The sequence below is a fragment of the Herbaspirillum sp. NPDC101396 genome, from assembly GCF_044767365.1.
GTDB lineage: Bacteria > Pseudomonadota > Gammaproteobacteria > Burkholderiales > Burkholderiaceae_D > Herbaspirillum.
Window position 1 is genome coordinate 37,916 of record NZ_JBIWNT010000008.1, and the last position, 24,767, is coordinate 62,682.

The window sequence follows — 24,767 nt, forward strand, 5'->3', positions numbered from 1 at the left end:
TTACCCATACTCGGAGCGGGGTCGCCAGCTGCACGCTGACCACTGCCCGGCAACGGAGCAAGATTCATCATGTCCAGCGCAAGCGCACTGCAAACCTCTTCCGTCCAGACGGAACAAGATTTCACCATCCGCGCCTTCGGCGGCCCGCTGGGCGCCGAAATCACCGGCCTCGACCTCAACTTGCCGGTGTCGGACCGTGAACTGGCCGAGATCCGCGCAGCGCTGGTCAAACACAACGTGGTGGTGTTTCGCGACCAGCGCATCACGCCGGACCAGCACGTGGCGTTCAGCCGCCGCTTCGGCCCGCTGCAGGTGCATGTACTCAACCGCTTCCACCTGAAGAATTATCCGGAAATCCTGATCGTCTCCAACGTGCTCGAAGACGGCAAGCCGATCGGCCTGGTCGACGCCGGCGCCGACTGGCATTCGGATCTGTCCTACATGCCCAAGCCCAGCCTGGGGGCGCTGCTGCATTCGCAGGAGCTGCCGGCGGAACAGGGCGACACCTTATTCGCCAACACCGCCGACGCCTACGACACGCTGCCGGCCGAGATCAAGAAGCTGCTGGAAGGCAAGCGCGCGGTCCACTCCTATGTCTACCGCTACGAACGCCTGCGCAAGCTGTCGCCATGGCGTCCGGAACTGACGCAAAAGCAGATCGACGAAGTGCCGCCGGTGGAACATCCGGTCATCACCACGCATCCGGAAAGCGGCCGCAAGATCCTGTTCGTCAGCGAAGGCTTCACCTCGCACATCGTCGGCATCCCGCGCGATGAAAGCGATGAGCTGCTCAAGACCCTGCACGCGCATATCACGCGCCCCGAGAACGTCTACCGCCATCAATGGCAACCGCACGACATCGTGTTCTGGGACAACCGCAGCACCCAGCACTATGCCGCGATCACGCCGCAACACCTGCGCCGTACGCTGTACCGCACCACGGTCGAAGGCGACGTGCCGGTCTGAAGCTTGCTCATCCGGCAAGATTCAATAAAAAAAGCCCTCGCATGAGGGCTTTTTATTGCCTGCAAGGCATTGTTTCCGATCGATAAGGAACGGCGACGCCCGCCGCTGGTCCAAACTTTGGACGGCCCTGCCTTGCGCCTGCGGCCTTATTCGAACAACAACAGGAGAATGCTCATGAAATTCCGTACAACCTTTATGATCGTGGTGCTGGCGCTGGTCGCCATCTTTGCCGCCGTCAATTGGGAAGCCTTCCTGGCGCCGACGCCGCTGACGCTGGTGTTCACCGACTTCCAGGCGCCGCTGGGACTGGTGATGCTGGGCGTGGTGGTGATTCTCACCGCGGTTTTCCTGATGTACGTGATGGCGCTGCAAACCAGCGCGCTGTTCGAAGCGCGCAGGCTGACCAAACAGCTCGATACGCAGCGCGAGCTGGCCGACCAGGCTGAAAAATCGCGCTTCATCGAATTGCGCGGTTACCTGCAAAGCGAATTGCAGCAGTTGCAGCAGCGCCAGAACGCCCACCTGAGCGCGTTGACCAACAAGATCGAATCGGTGCAGCAGGACATCCAGCAACGCGGCCAGCTGACGGAGAATGCGGTCGCTGCACAGATCGGCGAGCTTGACGATCGCCTGCAACGCCTTGGCGTCGGTACGACCGGAGTAGCAGGCGTCAGAGCCACCGTCTGAAGCTCGCTGCAAAAGCACCAGCGTCAGCAGATAAAAAAAGCCCCGGGTCGCAATGACCCGGGGCTTTTTCAATGCCTGCAGCTTTACGGGGATTACTCTATTGCACGCCGTAACGCGCACGGTAAGCCGCCACCGCATCCTTGTACTGCGACAGCTGCGCATCGGCGCCGGCCTGCGCCAGGTATTGCAGCAAGTCGTTGAGGTTGCCGATCGAGATCACCGGCATGTCATAGGCCTTGCCCACTTCCTGCACCGCTGAAAGCGCCGACAGGGCGTCGTCCTTGCCGGAGCGCTCCATGCGGTCCAGCGCGATGAGCACCGCGCAGGGGGTGGCGCCGGCGGCACGGATCATGTCCACCGATTCGCGCACCGAGGTGCCTGCCGAAATCACGTCATCGATGATCACCACGCGGCCTTGCAGCTTGGCGCCGACGATGGTGCCGCCTTCGCCGTGGTCCTTGGCTTCCTTGCGGTTGTAGGCGAACGGCACGTTGCGGCCCTGGCCCGCCAGCGCAACGGCGGTGGCCGACGCCAGCGTGATGCCCTTGTAGGCGGGACCGAACAGCATGTCGTATTGCAGGCCGGACTCCTGCAAGGTCTGGGCGTAGAACTGAGCGACTCTGGCCAGCGCCGCGCCTTCGTTGAACAACCCGGCGTTGAAGAAATAAGGCGAAGTACGGCCGGCCTTGGTGACGAACTCGCCGAAGCGCAACACGCCTGCGGACACGGCGAACTCAATGAACTCTTGTCGTAAGTTGCTCAAAATACATTCCTGAAAAGTAAGATGCGAAGCGGCCCTGACAGTGGAAAAGCGCTGCGCAGGCCGCAAGACCCACATTTTAAATGAATCAGGTATGCTACGCGCCTGACTTTTACGTGAGTTTCCCCATGCCAAAAATCGTCTCCGCCAATCTCAACGGCATCCGCTCCGCCGCCAAAAAGGGTTTCTTCGAATGGATGGCCAAGGAATCCGCCGACTTCATCTGCGTGCAGGAACTGAAGGCGCAGGAAGCAGACATGTCGCCGGAGTTCCTCGCACCCGAGGGCTACGTCGGCCATTTTCACTACGCCGAGAAAAAGGGTTACTCGGGCGTGGGCGTCTACAGCAAGCGCACGCCAAACGCGGTGCGTATCGGCTTCGGCGTACAGGAGTTCGACGACGAAGGCCGCTATGTCGAATGCGACTTCGGCGACCTCACCGTGATCTCGCTGTACTGCCCGTCGGGCTCGTCGAGCGAAGAACGCCAGCAGGCCAAATTCCGTTTCATGGAAGTGTTCCTGCCGCACTTGCAGGAGTTGAAAAACAGCGGCCGCGAGATCGTCATCTGCGGCGACTGGAACATCGCCCACAAGGAAATCGACCTGAAGAACTGGAAGAGCAACCAGAAGAACTCGGGCTTCCTGCCGGAAGAGCGTGCCTGGCTGACGCGCGTGTTCGACGAACTCGGCCTGGTTGACGTCTACCGCACCATCCATCCGGAAACCACCGGCGACGCCTACACCTGGTGGAGCAACCGCGGCCAGGCCTGGGCCAACAACGTCGGCTGGCGCATCGATTATCACATCGCGACTGCCGGCATCGCCAAGAAGGCCAAGACGGCGGCGATCTACAAGACCGCGCGCTTCTCGGACCATGCGCCGCTGACGATCGATTACAAGGCGTGAACCTGAATGCAGACTGAGCGTTTGCATTCGCACCAGCCATGAAAAAAGCCCTCGCTAGCGAGGGCTTTTTTATGCACCGCTGAATGCTTAAGCAGCGGCGGCTTTCTTCGGTGCAGCCTTTTTCGCAGCGGGCTTTTTAGCCGCAGGTTTCTTGGCGGCCGGCTTCTTTGCGGCTGCCGCCGCAGGCTTGGCCTTGGCCTTGCTCGCCGTTGCAGTCGCTGCGTCCTCGTCACCTTCCGCAGCAGCTGCCGCAGCCTTGCCCTTGGCCGGCGCCTTGGCCTTGCGTTCCTCGAACTCGAAGCTGATCTTGCCGTCCTTGCCGCGCGTCAGGAACGCCTTGAACGGACGGCGCGTGCGTTGCGAGATGAAGCCCGGCAGCAGGTCGGTCTTGCCTTCGTTGAGCAGCTTGGCCATCTGTTCCGGCAGGATTTCCTGCTGCAGGATGATACGGCCGCTGCGGAAATCGCAGGCCTTCGGCTTCGCGACCTGCTTTTCACAGACGTACGCCAGGCCCATTTCGTACACGCCGCTGCCGCATTTCGGGCAAGGACCGAGCGGGGTCTGCTCGCTGAAGTCGACCGGTTCACCGCTTTCGTCGTCGTTCTGGCCGAAGTCGAATTCCAGCTTGAAGTTCTTGATTTCTTCGTCGCGTGAAATCTTCAGGATCGCCGCAAACGGTCGTCCCATCTTGGAGCGGAAACCCTGCAGCGGACCGATGGTGCGATTGGCCAGCAACTCCTCCACTTCCGGGATCTCAAACTGGCGACCGGCCGGCGTCTTGCTCATCGAGAATTCGCATTTGGTGCAGGCGAAGCGGCGATAGTTTTCCTTCACCACGCTGCCACAATTCGGGCACGGCGTCTTGAGCGTCGCATAGTCGCCGGGGATGGTGTCGTTGTCGTATTCCTTGGCGCGCTTGACGATGATTTGCGTCATCTGGGCGATCTCGCGCATGAATTCTTCACGGCTGATCTTGCCGCGTTCCATCTGCGCCAGCTTCTGCTCCCATTCACCGGTCAGCTCAGGTTCGGTCAGTTCGTCCACACCCAGGCCGTGCAGCAGTGTCATGAGCTGGAACGCCTTGGCGGTCGGCATCATTTCGCGGCCTTCGCGCAGCAGGTATTTTTCGTTGAGCAGACCTTCGATGATGGCCGCACGCGTGGCCGGCGTGCCGAGGCCCTTGCCGGCCATCGCTTCGCGCAGCTCGTCGGAATCGATCAGCTTGCCGGCGCCTTCCATGGCCGACAGCAGCGTCGCTTCGGTATAACGCGCAGGCGGCTTGGTGACCAGGCCGTTGGCGGTAATCTTGTCGGTCTTGACCTTTTCGTCCTTGGCGACGGCGACCAGCGTGCCGCTGTTTTCGTCTTTCTCGTCGACCACGTCCTTGCCGTAAATCGCCAGCCAGCCGGGGTTGGTCATGACCTTGCCTTCAGTCTTGAACTGATGACCGGAGACTTCGGTGAAGCGCGTGGTGACCTGGAATTCCGCCGCCGGGAAGAACACCGCCATGAATCGGCGCGTCACCAGGTCGTACAGCTTTTGTTCCGGTTCGGACAGATTCTTCGGTGCTTGCGTGGTCGGGATGATCGCAAAGTGATCACTGATCTTGGTGTTGTCGAAGATGCGCTTGTTCGGCTTGACCCAGCCCTGCTTGAGGATCTGCTTCGAGAACTGATGGTAATTGTTGCTCTCGGACAGGGTATCGAGCGTGTCCTTGACGGTCTGCACGTAATCTTCCGGCAGATGACGCGAGTCGGTACGCGGATAGGTCAGCACCTTGTGCTTTTCATACAGCGCCTGGGCCAGGCCGAGCGTGTTCTTGGCCGAGAAGCCGAAGCGCGAGTTGGCTTCGCGTTGCAGGCTGGTCAGGTCGAACAGGCCAGGCGCCATTTGCGTGGTCGGCTTGGATTCTTCGGTGACGTTGCCGATCTTGCCGCGGCAGGCGGCCACGATCGATTCGGCGGCAGCCTTGCTCCACAGGCGCTCAGGGCGCTTCTCCGGATCGTTCTCGTCCTTCTTGTGCTGTTTGTCGAGCCAGCGGCCTTCATAGATGCCGGCGGCGCAGACGAAGTCGGCGCGTACTTCCCAGAAATCGCGGGAAACGAACTTCTTGATCTTCTCTTCGCGCTCGACCACGATCGACAGGGTCGGCGTCTGTACGCGACCGACGGTGGTCAGGTAAAAGCCGCCTTCCTTCGAATTGAAGGCGGTCATGGCGCGCGTGCCGTTGATGCCGATCAGCCAGTCCGCTTCGCTGCGGCAGCGGGCGGCGTCGGCCAGCGGCAACATGTCTTCGTCCTTGCGCAGATTGGCGAAACCGTCGCGGATCGCGCCCGGCGTCATCGATTGCAGCCACAGGCGCTGCACCGGCTGCTTGGCCTTGGTGTATTGCGCGATCAGGCGGAAAATCAGTTCGCCTTCCCGCCCGGCGTCGCAGGCGTTGATCAGGCCGGTGACGTCCTTGCGCTTGATCAGCTTGTTGAGCGCCTTGAGGCGCGACTCGGTCTTGGCGATCGGATTGAGCGCGAAGTGCGGCGGAATCATCGGCAGATGGGTGAAGGTCCACTTGCCGCGCTTGACGTCGTATTCCTCGGGCACCGCGATTTCCAGCAGATGGCCCACGGCCGAGGACAGAACGTATTCGTCGGATTCGAAATACTCATCGTGCTTGGTAAAGCCGCCGAGCGTCTTCGCGATGTCGTTCGCGACAGAGGGCTTCTCGGCAATGATGAGGGTCTTGCTCATAAATGTGTTCTCAAAAGAGGATGCAAAGGGGTCGTAGGCTGATGCCCGGCCGCGCCAAAATGCGACGCTGAGGCGCAATTTGTATTGCGTATTGGCAATATGCTTTTTATATAGTAGCTAATATTTGAGCAGTGCGGGGGAATGATAAGCGCGTTGCAGAACAAACGGCAAGCACTGCGCTGCGGCCGTGACTCTCCGGTGACTTGGCGGTTTTGGACAATCTGCAGGCGAATCCGGATAAAACAAGCGCTGATCACGCCGCCCTGCAGCGGGCATGCAAAGTGTCGGCCGCATGAAAAACGGCGTCGCAATGGACGCCGTCTTTCGTTGCACTCGATGCAAGTTTGGTGCAGGTTCAGTGCAACAGCCGCGGTTCGGCGTCGTCTTCGTCAAGGAACAGTTCGTCGAACATCAGGCCGTCCGGTTCCTTACCTTGGCTCCACAAGACCATCAATACGATAACCTTGAGCTTTTCCAGCGATACCGGCGCGTCGCCGACCGCGAGGGCGCGTTCGATGACGATTTCGCGCTGCACGGCGTTGAGCATCTTGGCGGATTCGAGGAACTGGATGAAGCCGACGGCTTCGGTGCCGAGCACATCCATCTCTTGCTGGGCGTAAATGCGGATACCGAAGGAGAAGGCGGTTTGCTGAGGATACTGATCAGCGAACTCGTGATTGGCTTCTTCCAGATCAGTGAGCCAACCGAGCGCCCTGGTGATTTCCTCGTCCTCAAAACCAATGGCGGTCAATTTCTTGACCAAGGCCGCTGGTTCAGGGCAGGCATCGGGGCGGTAATAGGTTTCGTACAGATAAACAAGGACGTCAAACATGGCTCTACTCTATCGCGAAGGTTGACACAACACAAGTCTACGAATCCAGTATGGCAGGATTTTGAGATTTGCGCAGAATATCTTGCGAGTTGTTGTCTGACCATTATCTGATTATTCACGTCTTGTTTGACGTCCGTTTTCAGCATGATTTTTCAGCGCTATTTATCTCCGTCAGTTCACGCGCCGATAGCGTCCTCCGGGCAGACATTCCACTGCGCCGTCGAGCTCCAGCGCGAGCAGCCGTTCGCTCAACGCGGCGACGCCGAGACCGCTGCGCATGCTGAGCGCATCGGCATCGACGGGATCGAAACCCATCGCGCCGAGCAGCGCGTCGGCGGCACTATCTCCAGGCGCAATGACTGGCATTTGCTCACGCCGCGCAGGTAATGGCAGCTTGCCGAGTTCTTCGAGGATGTCCTGTTCCGACTCGACCAGTTTGGCGCCCTGCTTGATCAGTTGATGACAGCCCTTCGACAGCGGCGAATGAATCGAACCGGGAATCGCGAAAACATCGCGCCCCTGCTCGGCCGCCGTACGCGCTGTGATCAGCGAGCCTGATTGCGCCGCCGCTTCGACAACCAGCACCGCGCGCGCCAGGCCGGAAATGATGCGATTGCGGCGGGGGAAATTGGCGGCCACCGGCGGCATGCCGAGCGGGTATTCGCTGACGATGCAGCCCTCTTCCTCCAGGCGTTGCGCCAACCCCCGATTGCGCATCGGGTAGACGATGTCGATGCCGGTGCCGATCACTGCGACGCTGGAGCCTCTGCCGCGCAGGCCGCCGTGATGCGCCGCCGCGTCGATGCCCAGCGCCAGCCCCGACACGATGGTCAGCGCCGCGCGGCTGGCGGCTTCGGAAAATCGCTCGGCGTTCTGTATCCCCTGCACCGTCGCGTTGCGACTGCCGACGACCGCCAGCGAGGTGGACGACAACAATGCACTGCGTCCTTTTATATAGAGCAGGATCGGCGGATCGGCAATGTTCAGCAGCGCTTGCGGATAATCGGCATCCGCCAGCGTGAGGATGCGATGGCCGGGTTGTGCCGCCCAGTCCAGCGTCAGCCCGAGCCGGTTCTGCATCATCGCGGTCGGCGGTCGCAGCAAGGCCCGCGCGATGCGTTCCGGCGCAACGGCGCGCAGGTCGTCGAAGCCGGCGCTGAAGATGTCGCCCGGCAGACCGAAGGTTGATAGCAATCTGCGCGCCATGTCGACGCCGACACCGTCGGTTTGCATGAAGCGGATCCAATCGCGCAGTTCCGCTGCGTCGTTGGGGTTGGCAATGGTCAATGTGGTGTGTATTCCATGAATGGCGCGAACGCCTTGTCCCCCACCTGCAGCGCTTCGACTGACTCCGTGATGAGCCCGTACGACACGCTGTCATAGACGCGAAATATCAACAGGCGACCGCTCTCGTTTCCCGGCGATCTTGTTGCCTGCTGCTGCGTATTTTTTGCCACCAGCCCCAGCGACATGCCTGCGGCAATGTGATCGCGAGCGCCTTTGTTGATGCCGACCGCTTGGTGCTGCGCCGCATGTGCGGCCCCGCCGACGATGGAGATGATCTGTGCGTCCACGGCTGCACCGGGTCGGGTGGTGGTGGAATCTCTGGTCGGAGCGGCATCGGGAATCAGCAAGTCGCCCTGCATGATTTCCTGTGTAGACGACGTGACGATGAAACTGTGCACACTGTCGGCGCCCTCATGCTGCAGCACCGCTTTGCCAAGCACAACAGCTTCGTCGCCGAGATGTTCTCCGCTCAATGGATCGCGTAGTTTCAACGATGGCCGCACCACGCGGAATTCAGACACACCGTGCAAACTGCCTTCCCCCACGATGCGATCGCCCTTGCCCGCCAACGTACGCCGGTCGGGCATTGCGACGATGCGCAGGGCCTGCGCCAGTTGCGCGGCGTTGATCAGCAGCGGCGCGATCGCAATCGCTTGTCGCGTCCGTTGCACGGGCTGCGGCAACACGCCCGAACGCATCTCCGGCGCCAGCCGTACGACTGCGTCATCGTCCTCCGAAACCGAGACCTGGACCGCACAGGACAGGTCTGACAAAAGGAGAAGCACGGCGGCTATGATAAAATTTTTCAAAAATCGCGCCCAAAAAACGATAAATCCCGGCAATTAACCGAATCGGCAAGCTGAAGCATGCCCAACTTTGTTGACACAAAGACAACAAATGCCGATTCTGCCGACAATTCCTTGAACTGGCAAGAACAACCCTCAGCTATCTGTATAGAGCGCAGATAGCGCAGTGAACAGAAAAGTATGGCCTTATTGAATATCCTCCGTTATCCGGACCCCCGCCTGCACAAGGTCGCCAAGCCCGTCACCGTATTCGACGAGCGCCTGAAGAAACTCGTCGCCGACATGGCTGAAACCATGTACGACGCGCCCGGCGTCGGCCTGGCCGCGACCCAGATCGACGTGCATGAGCAAGTGATCGTGATCGACGTGTCCGACACCAACAACGAACTGCGCGTGTTCATCAATCCGGAAATCACCTGGTCCAGCGACGAGAAGCAGGTCTACGACGAAGGCTGCCTGTCGGTGCCCGGCATCTACGACGGCGTCGAACGTCCGGCACGCGTCAAGGCGCGCGCCTTCGATGCTGACGGCAAGGAATTCGAAGTGGAAGCCGACGGCCTGCTGGCGGTCTGCATCCAGCATGAGATGGATCACCTCAAGGGCAAGGTTTTCGTGGAGTATCTGTCGCCGCTCAAGCGCAATCGCATCAAGACCAAGATGCTCAAGGAAGAGCGCGAACTGAAGCGCGGATAAGTAGTTACAGGAACCTCGACGCGTCAAAAAAACGGCCCGCACTCTGCGGGCCGTTTTTCATTGCATCAGGAGGCGACCGTGAAACGAAAAATCCCGTCGTCGCCGAGCCGTCTTTGCAGCACGCCGTCAAACCACAGCTTGTGCAAATGCGCTACCGCCTCGCCCAGCGCGAAGCTCAGCTGATGCGTGTCGAGCGGACGCTTGAACATCACCGGCAGGATCTCCACCGCCGTCTTCGGCGTGGCGCATGCCTCCAGCACCTCCGCCAGGCGCGCGCGATGATGATCGTTGAGTTGCGTGATGCGCGTATGCAAGCCGCGGAATGGTTTGCCGTGCGACGGCAGCACCAGCGTGTCATCGGCCAGGCCGGTATATTTTTTCAGCGAATCAAGATATTGCTGCACCGGATTCGCTTCCGGCTCGATGGCGAATACCGACACGTTGGTCGAGATGCGCGGCAGCACCATGTCGCCGGAAATCAGCAGGCGCGCCTCGTCGGCATACAGCGAAACATGTTCCGGCGAATGGCCGAAGCCGGTGATCACGCGCCAGTCGCGCGTACCGATGCGCACCGTGTGCTGGTCCTGCATGCGCGTGTACGCCAAGGGCACGGCCGGCACCAGATCCTTGTAGTAGTTGTTGCGGCCGGAGAGCTTGGAGATCAGTTCTTCATCGACCAGCCCATGGCGGCGGAAATGCGGCGCCGCCGACGTGCCGTCGGCGCCCGGCAATCCGGCCGACATCAAGCGCGCAAAACCGTATTCACCGGTACTCATCCACAGCGGCGCGTTCCAGCGCGCGCACAGCCAGTCCGCCAGCCCGACGTGGTCGGGATGGCAATGCGTGACCAGCACGCGGATGATCGGCAGGCCGCGCAGTTGCGTGGCGAAAATACTTTCCCAGCTTTCCTTCGTGGCGTCGGCGGCGATGCCGCAATCGACTGCGGTCCAGCCGCGTACACGTCCGGTCGGCGTCTCGATCTCGTCTTCCAGCAGCCACAGGTTGATGTGGTCCAGCGCGAACGGCAGGCCCATGCGCAGCCACAAGACGCCAGGCGCGACTTCCAAGGTGGCGCCCACGGCGGGCAAGGTGTCGCCGAAGGCGTATTCGAGCTGGGATTCAAGAGCGTTCATGGGTACCTGACTGTGGACGATGCTTTCCGGCATGTTGGCAAACTGGCAAAACCGAACAAGGGGTTTTCATTTTTTTGCGGACAAGCCTACAATATACTTTACGTTAACGTAAAGTGCCACGACCGCCCCACAAACCGCAACGCGTCATCCCCAAGAGATCATGCCGACCTACACCATTACCGAGCTGGCCAAGGAATTCGACATCACGCCGCGCGCGATCCGGTTTTATGAAGACCAGGGCTTGCTGAGCCCGAAGCGCGAAGGCAGCGGCGGCCGCAACCGGGTCTATGCAGCGCGCGAACGCACCCGCCTCAAGCTCACGCTGCGCGGCAAGCGACTCGGCCTGACTCTCTCGGAAATCAAGAACCTGGTTGACATGTACGAATCGCCCAAGGATACCGAGGCGCAACTGCAGCGCTTCCTCGGCGTGCTCGCGCAGCATCGCGAAAAGCTTGAACGCCAGCGCGAAGATCTTGAAGTAACGCTGGAAGAAATCGCCGCGCACGAAGCCGAATGCCTGCAATTGCTGGAAACCGACCTGCCGCTCAAAGCGCCCGCAAAGCGCAACGCCCGCACCGCCGCCGCAAGAAAATCCGCCTGACCCCATGAAACGCGCTGCCCATTATTTAGGCATAATTCGCAATTGAATTGACGTTAACGTAAAGCACCACGCCCGCACATAAACCAAGACCAATTACCTTATCCAAACGAGGAGACACAACATGATCCATCTGCCAGGTTTGACCTTCGATCACGGCGAAGACATCGCCGCCTTGCGCGAGAGCGTGGCCGCCTTCGCCCAGGCTGAAATCGCGCCGCGCGCCGCGGAAATCGACCGCAGCGACCAGTTCCCGATGGACTTGTGGAAAAAGATGGGCGACCTCGGCGTGCTCGGCATCACCGCCGACGAAGAATACGGCGGCGCCGCCATGGGCTATCTCGCGCACATCGTCGCGCTGGAAGAAATCTCGCGCGCCTCGGCCTCCGTCGGCCTGTCCTATGGCGCGCACTCCAACCTGTGCGTCAACCAGATCAAGCGCAACGGCACTAACGAACAAAAGAACAAGTACCTGCCCAAGCTGATCTCAGGCGACTTCATCGGCGCACTCGCCATGTCCGAACCCAACGCCGGCTCCGACGTCGTCAGCATGAAACTGCGCGCCGACAAAAAGGGCGACCGCTACGTCTTGAACGGCAGCAAGATGTGGATCACCAACGGCCCCGACGCCGACGTGCTGGTGGTATATGCCAAGACCGACCTGGAGGCAGGCGCGCGCGGCATGACCGCCTTCCTCGTGGAGAAAGGTTTCAAGGGATTCTCGGTCGCACAAAAACTCGACAAGCTCGGCATGCGCGGCTCACACACCGGCGAACTGGTGTTCCAGGATTGCGAAGTGCCGGAAGAGAACGTGCTCGGCGGCGTCGGCCGCGGCGTCAATGTGCTGATGTCCGGCCTCGACTTCGAACGCGCAGTCTTGTCCGGCGGACCGCTGGGCATCATGCAAGCTTGTATGGACGTCGTCGTCCCTTACGTGCATGACCGCAAGCAGTTCGGCCAGGCCATCGGCGAGTTCCAGCTGATGCAGGGCAAGATCGCCGACATGTATTCGACCATGATGGCCTGCAAGGCCTACGTCTACGCCGTCGGCCAGGCCTGCGATCGCGCGAAGACGCCGGACGCGGCGCGCGCCCTGCGCAAGGACGCCGCCGGCGCTATCCTCTACTCTGCAGAAAAAGCCACCTGGATGGCCGGCGAGGCGATCCAGACGCTGGGCGGCAACGGCTACATCAACGAATATCCGGTCGGTCGCCTGTGGCGCGACGCCAAGCTCTACGAAATCGGCGCCGGCACCAGCGAGATCCGTCGCATGCTGATCGGCCGCGAGCTGTTTGCCGAGACCATGTAAGCATTTTTGAATCATCCATCCGAGCAGGAGAAGAACATGCAAGACCGTATTGAAGATCGCGTTGAAGACCCTATCGTCATTGTCGGCGCCGCGCGCACTCCCATGGGCGCCTTCCAAGGCGAACTGTCGGCGTTGACCGCCAGCGATCTCGGCGCCGCCGCCATCAAGGCTGCGCTGGAACGCGCCGGCGTTGCGCCCGAGCAAGTGCAGGACGTCTTGTTCGGCAACTGCCTGATGGCGGGACAAGGCCAGGCGCCTGCGCGCCAAGCGGCGATCAAGGCCGGCATCCCGGTCTCGGCCGGCGCCGTCACCTTGTCGAAGATGTGCGGCTCGGCCATGCAGGCGACCATGTTCGGTTTCGACTCCATCCTGGCCGGCACCAATGACGTGGTGGTCGCCGGCGGCATGGAATCGATGACCAACGCGCCCTACCTGATCCCGAAAGCGCGCGGCGGCTATCGCATCGGCCACGGCATGATCTACGACCACATGATGCTCGACGGCCTCGAAGACGCCTACGACAAGGGTCGCGCGATGGGCACCTTCGGCGAAGACTGCGCGGCGAAATACCACTTCACGCGCGAAGACCAGGATGCCTTCGCAATCGCCTCGGTCAAGCGTGCGCAGCAAGCCACCGCGGACGGTTCGTTCAAATGGGAAATCGCACCGGTCACCGTGGCCACCCGCGGAGGCGACGTCGTGGTCGATACCGACGAAGGTCCGCGCAAGGCCAAGATCGAAAAGATCCCGACATTGAAAGCCGCCTTCAAGAAGGACGGCACCATCACCGCCGCGTCGTCATCCTCCATCAATGACGGCGCTGCCGCGCTGGTGCTGATGCGCGAATCGACCGCGAAAAAACTCGGCAGCACGCCGATTGCACGCATCGTCGGCCACGCGCGTCACTCGCAGGAACCGAACTGGTTCACCACCGCGCCGATCGGCGCCATCAACAACCTGTATAAGAAGATCGGCTGGAGCACCGCCGACGTCGACCTGTTCGAAATCAACGAAGCCTTTGCCGCCGTGCCGATGGCCGCGATGAAGGAACTCGGCATCACCCACGACAAGGTCAACATCCACGGCGGCGCCTGTGCGCTGGGTCATCCGATCGGCGCGTCCGGCGCGCGCATCATCGTCACGCTGATCGGCGCGTTGAAGAAGACCGGCGGCAAGCGCGGCGTCGCCTCCCTGTGCATCGGCGGCGGCGAAGGCACGGCGCTGGCGATTGAATTGCTGTAAAACCCGGGACCCCTATGAGCGACCAAAAATCACCCGTCGATTTCTACTTCGACTTCAGTTCGCCTTACGGCTACTTCGCTTCGCTGGAGATTGAAAAGCTGGCGGCGAAATACGGCCGTACGGTCAACTGGCGCGCCATCCTGCTCGGCCCGGTGTTCAAGACCATGAACATCGCGCCGATCGCCAACGTGCCATTGAAAGGCGACTATGCGCGCCATGACATGGAACGCAGCGCGCGCTTCCACAACATCCTGTTCCGCCATCCCGACGTCATGCCGATCGCCACGCAGCATGCGGCGCGCGCGGTGCTGTGGGTGCAGCAGAACAATGCGGCCAAGGCGATCAACCTGATCCATGCCTTCTACAGCGCCTACTTCACCGAGAACATCGACATCAGCGCACTCGAGACGGTGGTGCGCATCGCCGGCGATAACGGCATCGACGTCGGCAAGCTGACCGCCGCGCTCAACGACGACACTGTCAAGGACGCACTGAAAACGGAAGTCGCGGCCTCCATAGCACGCGGCGTGTTCGGCTCGCCGTTCGTGATCGTCGACGGCGAATCGTTCTGGGGCTTCGACCGCTTCGACCAGCTCGAGGCTTTCCTGAAGAACGGAAAGATCTGATGGCAGGCAAGGCAGACAAACAGGCTTGTCCCTGCGGCAAAGGCGTCTACGGCGCCTGCTGCGGCCGCTTCATTGCTGGAGAAGCGGTGCCGGCGACGGCGGAACAATTGATGCGCTCGCGCTATACGGCATTCTCGTTGCGCGAGGAAGACTACCTGCGCGCGACCTGGCATCCCGACACGCTGCCGGACGAGCCGATCACCGCCGAGAGCGACGTCAAATGGATAGGACTCGACGTGATCAAGCACAAGCATGTGAAGGATACCGATGAAGCCACGGTGGAATTCGTCGCACGCTTCAAGGTCGGCGGCCGCGGGCATCGCCTGCACGAAGTCAGCAGCTTCGTACGCCAGCCGGATGCCGCCGGCGTGGCGCGCTGGTACTACGTCGACGGCGCTTTTCCGGACGACGAATAAAAAATATTAAGACAGAGACAAAGGACAATATGCCGCAACTCGACAGCAAACTGAACACGCGCAGCGACGACTTCCAGAGCAACACGGCGGCGATGCAAGCCATCGTTGACGATCTGAAGGAAAAGATCGCCGTCATCGCGCAAGGCGGCGGCGAAGCCGCGCGCAACAAGCATCTGGCGCGCGGCAAACTGCTGCCGCGCGATCGTGTGCAGATGCTGCTCGATCCGGGCACACCTTTCCTCGAGTTCTCGCAACTGGCCGCGTACGCCATGTACCAGGAGAAGGAGGGCAAGGATGCAGCGCCCTCCGCCGGCATCATCACCGGCATCGGCCGCGTCGCGGGGCAGGAATGCGTGATCGTCTGCAATGACGCCACGGTCAAGGGCGGCACCTATTATCCGATGACTGCCAAGAAGCATTTGCGCGCGCAGGAGATCGCCGAGTTCAACCACCTGCCCTGCATTTATCTGGTCGACAGCGGCGGCGCCAACCTGCCGAACCAGGATGAGGTATTCCCCGACCGCGATCACTTCGGCCGCATCTTCTTCAATCAGGCCAACCTGTCAGCCAAGGGCATCCCGCAAATCGCGGTGGTGATGGGTTCCTGCACGGCCGGCGGCGCGTATGTGCCGGCCATGAGCGACGAGTCCATCATCGTCAAGGACCAGGGCACCATCTTCCTGGCCGGACCACCGCTGGTGAAGGCCGCCACCGGCGAAGTCGTCACGGCCGAAGAGCTGGGCGGCGGCGACGTCCATACGCGCCTGTCGGGGGTGGTCGATCATCTGGCGCAAAACGATCTGCACGCGCTGTCGATTGCGCGCAGCATCGTCGCCAACCTCAACCGCACCAAGCCGCAGCAGTTGGCGATGCGCGACGTCCGTGAGCCCAAGTATCCGGCGCGTGAACTGTACGGCGTCATCCCTACCGACACGCGCAAGCCCTTCGACGTACGCGAGGTGATCGCGCGCGTGGTCGACGGCAGCGAGTTCGACGAATTCAAGGCCCGCTACGGCACCACGCTGGTGTGCGGCTTCGCGCACCTGTACGGCATGCCGGTCGGCATCATCGCCAACAACGGCATCCTGTTCTCGGAGTCGGCGCTCAAGGGCGCGCACTTCATCGAGCTGTGCTGCCAGCGCAAGATTCCACTGATCTTTCTACAGAACATCACCGGCTTCATGGTCGGCAAGAAATACGAAAACGAAGGCATCGCGCGCAACGGCGCCAAGATGGTGACGGCGGTGTCGACCGCCGCCGTGCCGAAGCTGACGATGATCATCGGCGGAAGTTTCGGCGCCGGCAATTACGGCATGTGCGGCCGCGCGTTTTCGCCGCGCTTCCTGTGGATGTGGCCGAATGCGCGCATCTCGGTGATGGGCGGCGAGCAGGCTGCCAGCGTGCTGGCGACCGTCAAGCGCGATGGTATCGAATCCAAGGGCGGCAGCTGGACGGCGGAAGAAGAAGCCGCCTTCAAGACGCCGATCCGCGAACAGTACGAACACCAGGGCCATCCGTACTACGCCTCGGCGCGCCTGTGGGACGACGGCGTGATCGATCCTGCCGATACGCGCATGGTGCTTGGACTGGGATTGAGCGCGGCGTTGAATGCGCCGATTGAAGAGACGAAGTTCGGCGTATTTCGCATGTAAATCTTTCGTACGCGATAAAAATGAAAAAGCAAGTCTCCATCGCCTTGTTGGTTGCGTTCTGTATGTGCCTGGTTCCGGCTTTTAGCGCCGAACTGCCGCGGAACAAAGGATTGCGCGAGGAAGTCGTCATGATTCCCTCCGGCACGGGCATGTTTTCCGTGAATTTGGAAACCACAATCTACAAGCCTCCCGGCGATGGACCTTTTCCACTACTCATCATGAATCACGGGAAAGCTGCCGGGATACCGGCATTCCAACTCCGTGATCGCGGCATATCCATCAGCAACGAATTTGTGCATCGCGGCTATGCGGTCATCATTCCCATGCGCAAAGGCTTCTCCAGATCCGGCGGGCTCTATGTCGATGGTGGCTGCAATATCGGCGGCAACGGCGATGCCCAGGCGGACGATGTGCAAGCTGCGCTGGACTATGCGATCCAGCAACCCTGGGTCGACAAGGACAATGTCATCATCATGGGGCAATCGCATGGCGGTCTGACGACGATGGCTTTCGGCGCGCGCAATCCTCCGCACGTCAGGGCATTGCTCAATTTTGCCGGCGGGCTGCGCTACGACATGCTGGGCTGCGGCTGGAAACCGGCACTGATTGACGCTTTCGAACGCTATGGCAAGACCACGCATATCCCCAGTCTCTGGTTCTATGGCGAAAACGACAGTTACTTCAATCCGGAGTTGGTCCGCAAGATGCATGAGGCGTACATCCGATCCGGCGCCGACGCCAAACTGATTGCCTACGGCCCGTTCAAGAATGATTCGCACGGCATGAGTGGCAGCCGCGATGGCGTTGCCATCTGGTGGCCGGAGACAGAAGCACTGCTCAAGCGTCTGGGGTTGCCGACCGAAAAGACGGTTGTGTTGGCGGATGAATTGCCGAAGACCGATTTTGCCAAATTGGAAAATAGCGCTGCGGTCCCGTATCTGAATCAAAAAAACCGAGAACACTACGAGGCCTTTCTCAAACTCGCGTTGCCTCGGGCATTTGCCATTTCATCGTCCGGTGCAACCGGCTGGGCTTGGACCGGAGAAAATACAACTGAACGTGCTCTGCAGCAATGCCAGAAAAATTCCAAGGACGCTTGCCGTCTCTACGCCATCGACCGGAGCGTGGTCTGGATCGACGACAAACAAAATGAGAGTGACAAGAGCGCCGCCTTGCACTGACGTATCTACATATCGGCACATAACAAACAGGTCACATTGAAGGAGACAAGATGTTCAGCAAAATTCTGATCGCCAATCGCGGCGAGATCGCCTGCCGGGTAGCTGAGACCGCGCGCAAGCTCGGCATCAAGACGGTCGCTGTCTATTCCGAAGCCGATGCGCACGCCAAGCATGTCGCGGCCTGCGACGAGGCGGTTCTCATCGGCCCGGCGCCGGCCAAGGAAAGCTACCTGCTCGGCGACAAGATCATCGCCGTGGCGCTGGCCACCGGTGCGCAGGCGATCCATCCCGGCTACGGCTTCCTGTCCGAGAACGCCGGTTTCGCCGAGGCATGCGCCAGGGCCGGCCTGGTCTTCATCGGCCCGCCGGCGTCGGCAATCCATGCGATGGGTTCCAAGTCGGCGGCCAAGGCCTTGATGGAAAAAGCCAACGTGCCGCTGGTGCCCGGCTATCACGGCGACAACCAGGATGCCGATTTCCTGCAGCAGGAAGCCGACCGCATCAGCTACCCGGTGCTGCTCAAGGCCAGCGCCGGCGGCGGTGGCAAAGGCATGCGCATTGTCGAGAAATCGGAAGACTTCAAGGCTGCGCTGGCATCTTGCAAGCGCGAAGCCATCAACAGCTTCGGCGACGACAAGGTGCTGGTGGAACGCTACCTGACGCGCCCCCGCCATATCGAAATTCAGGTGTTCGCCGACGGCCACGGCGCATGCGTTTACCTGTTCGAACGCGATTGCTCGGTGCAGCGTCGTCATCAGAAAGTGCTGGAAGAAGCGCCGGCGCCGGGCATGAGCGAAGAACGCCGTCGCGCCATGGGCGACGCCGCCGTGGCGGCGGCGAAAGCGGTCGGTTATGTCGGTGCTGGCACGGTGGAGTTCATCGCAAACCAGGATGGCTCGTTCTACTTCATGGAGATGAACACCCGCTTGCAGGTCGAGCATCCGGTCACCGAAATGATCACCGGCCTCGATCTGGTCGAATGGCAATTGCGCGTGGCCTCCGGCGAACGCCTGCCGCTGCGCCAGGAGCAGTTGCAACTCAACGGCCATGCCCTCGAGGCGCGCATCTATGCCGAGAATCCGGAGAAAGGTTTCCTGCCGTCGATCGGCACGCTGCGTTATCTGCATACGCCGCCGGCAGTCAACTTCCGCGTTGATAGCCTTGACAGCCATGTGCAGACGCCGGCTGCCGTGCGCATTGATTCCGGCGTGCGCGAAGGCGATGCAATTTCGCCGTTCTACGATCCGATGATCGCCAAGCTGATCGTCTGGGGCAAGGATCGTGATGCTGCGCTGGCGAACATGGCGGCAGCGCTGGCGCAGTACCGCATCGTCGGATTGGCCACCAATATCGGCTTCCTGCAGCGCCTCATTGCCGGCCAGGCATTCTCCACGGCGGATCTCGATACCGGGCTGATCGAACGCAATCACGATCAGCTTTTCCCTGCCGTGCAACCGGCATCGACTGCCACGCTGGCGCTGGCAACTTCGTTGCTGCTGGCGCAGGAAGCCGACCGTATCGGCGACGCTCGCGATCCATGGGCGCACACCAGCGGCTGGCGCATGAACGGCAGCCTGCTGCGCGCCTTGCAGTTTGCCGACGAAGCCGGCGCGTATCGGATCGGCGTCGAGTATCGCAGCGAAAAACAATGGATCCTGCATCGCGACGGCGTACAGCATGCCCTGCACTTTGAACGCCAGGGCGACACCGGCCTGCGCGTGACATTGGACGATCAGATCATCGCCGGCAACGTGGTGCGCGACGGCGACATTTTCCACGCCTTCCACCAGGGCCGGCATGCCTTGCTGACCTGGGATGATCCGCTGGCGCACGCCGGTCATGTCGAAAGCGAAGGCGGCCGCCTCACCGCGCCGATGCCGGGCAAGATCGTCGCGGTGCTGGTCGGAAAAGGAGACAGCGTGACCAAAGGCGCGCCGCTGCTGATCATGGAAGCGATGAAGATGGAGCACACGATTGCCGCACCGGCCGACGGCGTCATCGATGAGCTGCTGTACGCAGTCGGCGACCAGGTGACGGAAGGCGCACAGTTGCTGGCGTTTACGCCGGGCTGAGCGGTCACTGATCACTGATCCCCGATGAGAGCCCATCCTTACGGTTTGCCATCCAGCGTGTATGTGTTGGAACGCGGCTGGTTGTCTTCCAACAACGTGCTGTTTCTGGGCACGCACGAGACCGCGCTGGTCGACACCGGCTACGTCACCCATGCGGCGCAGACCCTGGCGCTGGTCGACCACGTCCTCAACGAAAAAGGTCGCGCGCCGCAACTTGACCGCGTGATCAACACCCATCTGCATTCCGATCATTGCGGCGGCAACGCCGCCTTGCAGGCGCGTTATGCCTGCCGCACCAGCATTCCGCACGCCGATGCCGACAAGGTGACGCGGTGGGATGAAGATGCACTGAGCTATCGCGCCACCGGCCAGCAATGTCCGCGCTTCGCTTTCGACGACACTTTGCAGGACGGCGATACGCTGATGCTGGGCGATCTGGAATGGTCTGCGCTGGCCGCGCCGGGACACGATCCGCATTCGCTGATCCTGCATTGTGCGCACGAGGGCATCCTGATTTCAGCCGATGCGCTGTGGCAAAACGGCTTCGGCGTGATCTTCCCCGAACTGGAAGGCGAATCCGGTTTTGCCGAGGAACGGGCGACGCTGGATCTGATATCGGGACTTGATGTGCGCGTGGTGATTCCCGGTCATGGCGCGCCGTTCACGGACGTGAAGCAGGCGCTGGCGACGGCGTATTCGCGCCTCGATTATCTGCAGGCGGAACCGATGCGCAACGCGCAGAACTGCGTCAAGGTGATGCTCAAGTTCCTGCTGCTGGAAAGACAGGAGATTCCCCTGCCCGAGGTGGCGGCGCTGATGGCTGGCGTTCCCTTGCTGGCGCTGTGCAACCGTCGCTATTTCCATCTCTCCGACGATGCACTGGCGCAGTGGGCGAGCGCGCAACTGATCAAGGCTGGCGCAGCGAGCAGCGACGGCGTCTCGCTGCTGAACGCCGGCTGACGACGACCGGTTTGCGTTGCAGGTAAAATCACCGGCTTACTCCACTCACTCCCCAGCCCGCTCCGATGCGCATCCTTTTCCAGACCGCCGATCCCACCAACCAGGACGCCTGGCTGCACGACCTTCGCGCGGCCCTGCCGCATGCCGAGATTCGCATCTGGCAATCCGGCGACACCGCACCGGCCGATTACGCCATCGTGTGGAAACCGCCCTTCGAGATGCTGCAAGGCCGTCCTGATCTGAAGGCGGTATTCAATCTCGGCGCCGGCGTCGACGCCATCCTGAAGTTGAACGTGGTGCCGGACCATCTGCCCCTGGTCCGCATCGACGACGGCGGCATGGCGGTGCAGATGGCGGAGTTCGCCACGCATGCGGTGCTGCGCTATTACCGTCGCCTGGATCAATACGAACGGCAGGCGCGCCTTGGCCAGTGGAAGCCGCTGCCGCCGTTCGAGCGCGCCGACTTCGGTATCGGCGTGCTGGGTCTGGGCGTGCTTGGACAATGCATCTGCGAGAGCCTGCAGCATTTCGGGTTTCAAGTCAGCGGCTGGAGCCGCAGTCCGAAAGCGCTGCCCGGCGTGAAGGCCTACGCCGGCAGTGAGCAGCTCGACCAATTCCTGCGCGGCGCGCGCGTGCTGATCTGCATGTTGCCGCTGACACCCGACACCGCCGGCATCCTCAATCGCGAGACCTTGTCGCACTTGCCGCGCGGCGCCTATCTGGTCAACCTGGCGCGCGGCGGCCATCTGGTGGAGGCGGACCTGCCGCCCTTGCTGGACAGCGGCCAGATCGCCGGCGCCACGCTGGACGTGTTCCAGGAAGAACCGTTGCCGCCGCACCATCCGTTCTGGCAAGATCCGCGCATCGCCATCACGCCACATATTTCGGCACTGACCGTGCGTAGTGAAGCCGCACGGCAGATCGCCGAAAAGATCGTCGCCTTGCAGCGCGGCGAACCGGTGGTCGGACTGGTCGATCGCAGCAGAGGTTATTGAACGGCGTCAGCCGACGCGAAGAACTCAAACTGATATCATCAAAAAAGCCGCCAGGCAGATACGTCGAGGAGACAACCCATGAGCTTGCCCAAGAAAGTCAAAATCGTTGAAGTCGGTCCGCGCGACGGCTTGCAGAACGAGAAGGAAACCATTTCAGCCGAGGTGAAGATCGAGCTGGTCAATCGCCTGACTTCGGCCGGTTTCGTCAACGTCGAAGCGGCGTCATTTGTTTCGCCGAAATGGGTACCGCAAATGGCGACCTCCGGCGAAGTCATGCGCGGCATCGCCCGCAAACCCGGCGTACTCTATTCAGCGCTGACGCCGAACATGAAGGGCTTCGAAGCGGCACTTGAAGCCGGCGCGGACGAGGTGGTGATTTTTGGTGCGGCCTCGGAAGCGTTTTCGCAAAAGAACATCAACTGTTCCATCGCCGAATCGATTGAACGCTTTCGTGAAGTCGCTCTGGCGGCCAAGCAGCACAAGATTCGTTTGCGTGCGGCGGTCAGCTGCGCGTTCGGCTGTCCATACCAGGGTGAGGTGCCGCTGTCGTCGGTGTCTGATGTGGTGGGCCGTTTTCGCGATCTTGGCTGCGATGAAATCGACATCGCCGACACCATTGGCGTAGCCACGCCCAACAAGGTGGCGCCGGTGATGCAGGCGGCGATCCGTGAATTCAACATCGACGGCTTGTCGGGACATTTCCACGACACCTACGGCCAGGCGCTGGCGAACATTTACGCCAGCCTGGAAGTCGGCATCACGATTTACCACTCGTCCGTGGCCGGTCTGGGCGGCTGCCCTTACGCCAAGGGCGCGACCGGCAACGTCGCCTCGGAAGACGTGCTGTACATGATGCAAGGCCTGGGTATCGAGACTGGCGTCGATCTCGACATCGTGGTCGACGCCGGCCAGTTCATTTCCCAGCATCTCGGCCGCAAGGCCGTCAGCCGCGCAGGCAACGCCATCGCGGCGAAACGGTTGGGATAGCCGGAAAGACACTGGTCGTAAAAAAGCGGCATGATCGGTGCGCGATCATGCCGCTTTTTTCATGTCACGGCCGGCGTCAGAACTCTTCCCAGGAATTGCCGTCATCCGCACCTGCCGCAGCCGGCTTGAGAGCGCCAGACGATGCCGATGCTTTGCTCTGCGTCAGTTTTGGCGCCGACGTCGGCGCCTTCACAGGTTTGGCTGCAGGCGCCGGTGTGAATTTCCGCGCTGCAGGCGATGCCTTTGCTGCGGCGGCAACCGGAGCGGAGTGCCTGACCGGCTGCACATGACCATGGCCATGATCGCTCCCGGACAGCTTGAAGACACTGACGGCCTTCGCCAGCAAGTCGGCCTGTTCCTGCAGACTCTCGGCAGCAGCAGCGGCCTGCTCCACCAGCGCGGCATTCTGCTGCGTGATTTCATCCATCTGCGTGATGGCGCGATTGACTTCCTCGATGCCCGTGCTCTGCTCCTGGCTGGCGGCGGTGATCTCGCCCATGATGTCGGCCACGTGTTTGACCGACGTCACGATCTCGCCCATGGTGGCGCCCGCTTCGTCGACCAGCTTGCCGCCGGCGTCGACCTTTCCGACCGAGTCGCTGATCAATTCCTTGATCTCTTTCGCCGCTGACGCCGAGCGTTGCGCCAGGCTGCGCACTTCACTTGCCACCACGGCAAAGCCGCGGCCCTGCTCGCCGGCGCGCGCCGCTTCCACCGCTGCATTCAGGGCCAGGATGTTGGTCTGGAAGGCGATGCCGTCAATCACACTGATGATGTCGACGATCTTGCTCGAGCTTTCCTTGATCGAACCCATGGTGTGCACCACGTCGCCGACCACCTTGCCGCCCTTGACGGCAAGTTCGGAGGCCGAAGTTACCAGCGAGTTGGCCTGCCGGGCATTGTCGGCGTTCTGGCGTACGGTCGAGGTCAACTCTTCCATGGAGCTGGCGGTTTCTTCAAGGCTGGAGGCCTGCGATTCGGTGCGGTTGGACAGGTCGGCGTTGCCGGTGGCGATTTCGCGCGAGGCGACATTGATGGTTTCCGTACCGGTGCGTACATTGCCCACTACGCTGGCCAGTCCCTCTCCGATACCGTTGATGGCACCCATCAGGCGGCCGATTTCGTCGTCGCGTTCGACTTCCAGTTCGGCAGTGAGATCTCCGGTGGCGAGACGTTCAGCAACCGCGAGGCTGCGGTCGAGCTGCTTCTTGATCAGTACGTACAGCGCATACAGCACGGCGACCGAAATCACCACCGTCAAGGCCAGCATGGCCAAACCGACGGCGTAGGCAATGCTGCCGTCGCGGCGCGCCTTGTCGAGTTCGCCGTTGGTGCGCTGATCCATCAGTTTTTCAAAGTCGTTGATCGGGCGCATGATGGCGGCAGCGTTCTTTTCATAGACGTCGTCGTGCACCAGCTTGCGTGCCTTTTCGAGATCGGGCGCATCCTTTTTGGTGAACTTCCCTGCGCCGTCGTCATACTCGCCCTTGACGGCGTGCATGGCGATCTCTTCCGTCTTGATCAGCGCGGTGGAGAGCGATTGCGCCTCATTGAGCTTGGCGAATTCCTGGTCGGTGAAGCCGGCCTGTTTCATGAGATCCGTCATCGAGACGGTGCGGCCGTCGGCGCGCGGTTTCTTACCGGTACTGATGGCGACGATGTCCCAATAGATCGCTTCGTAGCGGGGATCGCCGGTGACTACATAGCTGCGTACTGACTGGGTCAGGTGTTCGGAGTTGCTGCGTACTTCATTGGCCAGTTTGTAGGACTCGTAGCGCGAGTCGCCGGCTCTTTCGATTTCGTGTTGCGCTCGCAAGATCATCTGCAATGCGCCGAACATCAGCAGCGATAACGCCGCAAGGATGATGAAGAAGAAGAAAAAACTCCGCTTTAGCGTAAACAATTTGCGCATTGC

At 61.1% G+C, this 24,767-nt stretch carries 22 protein-coding genes; 15 read left to right on the forward strand and 7 right to left on the reverse strand.

What is annotated here, in order from left to right; all coding sequences use genetic code 11:
- Positions 1-69 precede the first annotated feature (69 nt).
- Together ACIROY_RS23425 and ACIROY_RS23430 are read left to right on the forward strand one after the other, a co-directional pair.
- The gene (locus tag ACIROY_RS23425) at positions 70-966 is read left to right on the forward strand and encodes a TauD/TfdA dioxygenase family protein (protein ID WP_402278922.1); all 897 of its coding nucleotides are present in this window, start codon (positions 70-72) and stop codon (positions 964-966) included.
- A 174-nt stretch (positions 967-1,140) separates the two neighbouring features.
- Entirely contained in the window at positions 1,141-1,653 is a 513-nt protein-coding gene (locus ACIROY_RS23430) for a LapA family protein (protein ID WP_116435956.1), read from the forward strand.
- Positions 1,654-1,750: 97 nt separating this feature from the next.
- Here ACIROY_RS23430 and pyrE read toward each other — a convergent pair whose 3' ends face one another.
- Complete coding sequence (gene pyrE, locus ACIROY_RS23435; RefSeq protein ID WP_053195508.1) at positions 1,751-2,416, reverse strand: orotate phosphoribosyltransferase; 666 nt, start codon at positions 2,414-2,416, stop codon at positions 1,751-1,753.
- A gap of 125 nt (positions 2,417-2,541) precedes the next feature.
- Between pyrE and ACIROY_RS23440 the strand changes: the two genes are divergently transcribed.
- Positions 2,542-3,318, forward strand: a complete 777-nt coding sequence (locus ACIROY_RS23440; RefSeq protein WP_402278921.1) for an exodeoxyribonuclease III — start codon at positions 2,542-2,544, stop codon at positions 3,316-3,318.
- A gap of 87 nt (positions 3,319-3,405) precedes the next feature.
- Here ACIROY_RS23440 and ACIROY_RS23445 read toward each other — a convergent pair whose 3' ends face one another.
- The 4 genes from ACIROY_RS23445 to ACIROY_RS23460 form a co-directional block, all read right to left on the reverse strand.
- Positions 3,406-6,063: a DNA topoisomerase III gene (locus tag ACIROY_RS23445; protein ID WP_402344575.1), complete on the reverse strand. Its 2,658-nt coding sequence runs from the start codon at positions 6,061-6,063 to the stop codon at positions 3,406-3,408.
- A 355-nt stretch (positions 6,064-6,418) separates the two neighbouring features.
- Positions 6,419-6,895 (reverse strand): DUF494 family protein, encoded by a 477-nt coding sequence (locus tag ACIROY_RS23450; protein ID WP_053195505.1) that lies wholly within the window; start codon positions 6,893-6,895, stop codon positions 6,419-6,421.
- Between the two features lie 171 nt (positions 6,896-7,066).
- A complete protein-coding gene (gene dprA / locus ACIROY_RS23455) occupies positions 7,067-8,182 on the reverse strand; it encodes a DNA-processing protein DprA (protein WP_402344578.1) in 1,116 nt (371 codons plus the stop codon).
- On the reverse strand, positions 8,179-8,991 hold the full coding sequence (locus ACIROY_RS23460; RefSeq protein ID WP_402344581.1) for a hypothetical protein: 813 nt from the start codon (positions 8,989-8,991) through the stop codon (positions 8,179-8,181). The genes dprA and ACIROY_RS23460 overlap by 4 nt, the downstream gene beginning before the upstream one ends.
- A 177-nt stretch (positions 8,992-9,168) precedes the next feature.
- Between ACIROY_RS23460 and def the strand changes: the two genes are divergently transcribed.
- Positions 9,169-9,681: a peptide deformylase gene (gene def / locus ACIROY_RS23465; RefSeq protein ID WP_402278915.1), complete on the forward strand. Its 513-nt coding sequence runs from the start codon at positions 9,169-9,171 to the stop codon at positions 9,679-9,681.
- A 65-nt stretch (positions 9,682-9,746) separates the two neighbouring features.
- On the opposite strand, the gene ACIROY_RS23470 is transcribed toward def, so the two are convergent.
- A complete protein-coding gene (locus ACIROY_RS23470; RefSeq protein ID WP_402278913.1) occupies positions 9,747-10,814 on the reverse strand; it encodes an MBL fold metallo-hydrolase in 1,068 nt (355 codons plus the stop codon).
- Between the two features lie 160 nt (positions 10,815-10,974).
- Between ACIROY_RS23470 and ACIROY_RS23475 the strand changes: the two genes are divergently transcribed.
- The 11 genes from ACIROY_RS23475 (at position 10,975) to ACIROY_RS23525 (ending at position 22,852) form a co-directional block, all read left to right on the forward strand.
- Entirely contained in the window at positions 10,975-11,415 is a 441-nt protein-coding gene (locus ACIROY_RS23475) for a MerR family DNA-binding transcriptional regulator (protein ID WP_402278911.1), read from the forward strand.
- A gap of 121 nt (positions 11,416-11,536) precedes the next feature.
- Positions 11,537-12,721, forward strand: coding sequence for an isovaleryl-CoA dehydrogenase (locus tag ACIROY_RS23480; protein ID WP_402278909.1), 1,185 nt, complete (start codon positions 11,537-11,539; stop codon positions 12,719-12,721).
- Positions 12,722-12,757: 36 nt separating this feature from the next.
- Positions 12,758-13,963 (forward strand): acetyl-CoA C-acetyltransferase, encoded by a 1,206-nt coding sequence (locus ACIROY_RS23485; RefSeq protein WP_402278907.1) that lies wholly within the window; start codon positions 12,758-12,760, stop codon positions 13,961-13,963.
- A gap of 14 nt (positions 13,964-13,977) precedes the next feature.
- Entirely contained in the window at positions 13,978-14,589 is a 612-nt protein-coding gene (locus ACIROY_RS23490; RefSeq protein ID WP_402278905.1) for a 2-hydroxychromene-2-carboxylate isomerase, read from the forward strand.
- Positions 14,589-15,005 carry a YchJ family protein gene (locus tag ACIROY_RS23495; protein WP_402278904.1) on the forward strand — a complete coding sequence of 139 codons (417 nt, stop codon included), beginning with the start codon at positions 14,589-14,591 and terminating at the stop codon, positions 15,003-15,005. Before ACIROY_RS23490 ends, ACIROY_RS23495 begins: the two co-directional genes overlap by 1 nt.
- Positions 15,006-15,034: 29 nt before the next feature.
- Positions 15,035-16,657, forward strand: coding sequence for a carboxyl transferase domain-containing protein (locus ACIROY_RS23500; protein WP_402278902.1), 1,623 nt, complete (start codon positions 15,035-15,037; stop codon positions 16,655-16,657).
- A gap of 20 nt (positions 16,658-16,677) precedes the next feature.
- A complete protein-coding gene (locus ACIROY_RS23505; protein WP_402344584.1) occupies positions 16,678-17,838 on the forward strand; it encodes a dienelactone hydrolase family protein in 1,161 nt (386 codons plus the stop codon).
- A 50-nt stretch (positions 17,839-17,888) separates the two neighbouring features.
- Positions 17,889-19,910, forward strand: a complete 2,022-nt coding sequence (locus ACIROY_RS23510) for an acetyl/propionyl/methylcrotonyl-CoA carboxylase subunit alpha (RefSeq protein ID WP_402278899.1) — start codon at positions 17,889-17,891, stop codon at positions 19,908-19,910.
- Between the two features lie 24 nt (positions 19,911-19,934).
- Positions 19,935-20,870 (forward strand): MBL fold metallo-hydrolase, encoded by a 936-nt coding sequence (locus ACIROY_RS23515; RefSeq protein ID WP_402344587.1) that lies wholly within the window; start codon positions 19,935-19,937, stop codon positions 20,868-20,870.
- A gap of 65 nt (positions 20,871-20,935) precedes the next feature.
- Entirely contained in the window at positions 20,936-21,865 is a 930-nt protein-coding gene (locus tag ACIROY_RS23520; RefSeq protein WP_402344590.1) for a 2-hydroxyacid dehydrogenase, read from the forward strand.
- 78 nt (positions 21,866-21,943) lie between these two features.
- Positions 21,944-22,852, forward strand: a complete 909-nt coding sequence (locus ACIROY_RS23525; protein WP_402344592.1) for a hydroxymethylglutaryl-CoA lyase — start codon at positions 21,944-21,946, stop codon at positions 22,850-22,852.
- 76 nt (positions 22,853-22,928) lie between these two features.
- Here ACIROY_RS23525 and ACIROY_RS23530 read toward each other — a convergent pair whose 3' ends face one another.
- Positions 22,929-24,764, reverse strand: a complete 1,836-nt coding sequence (locus ACIROY_RS23530) for a methyl-accepting chemotaxis protein (RefSeq protein ID WP_402344595.1) — start codon at positions 24,762-24,764, stop codon at positions 22,929-22,931.
- Positions 24,765-24,767: the final 3 nt, after the last annotated feature.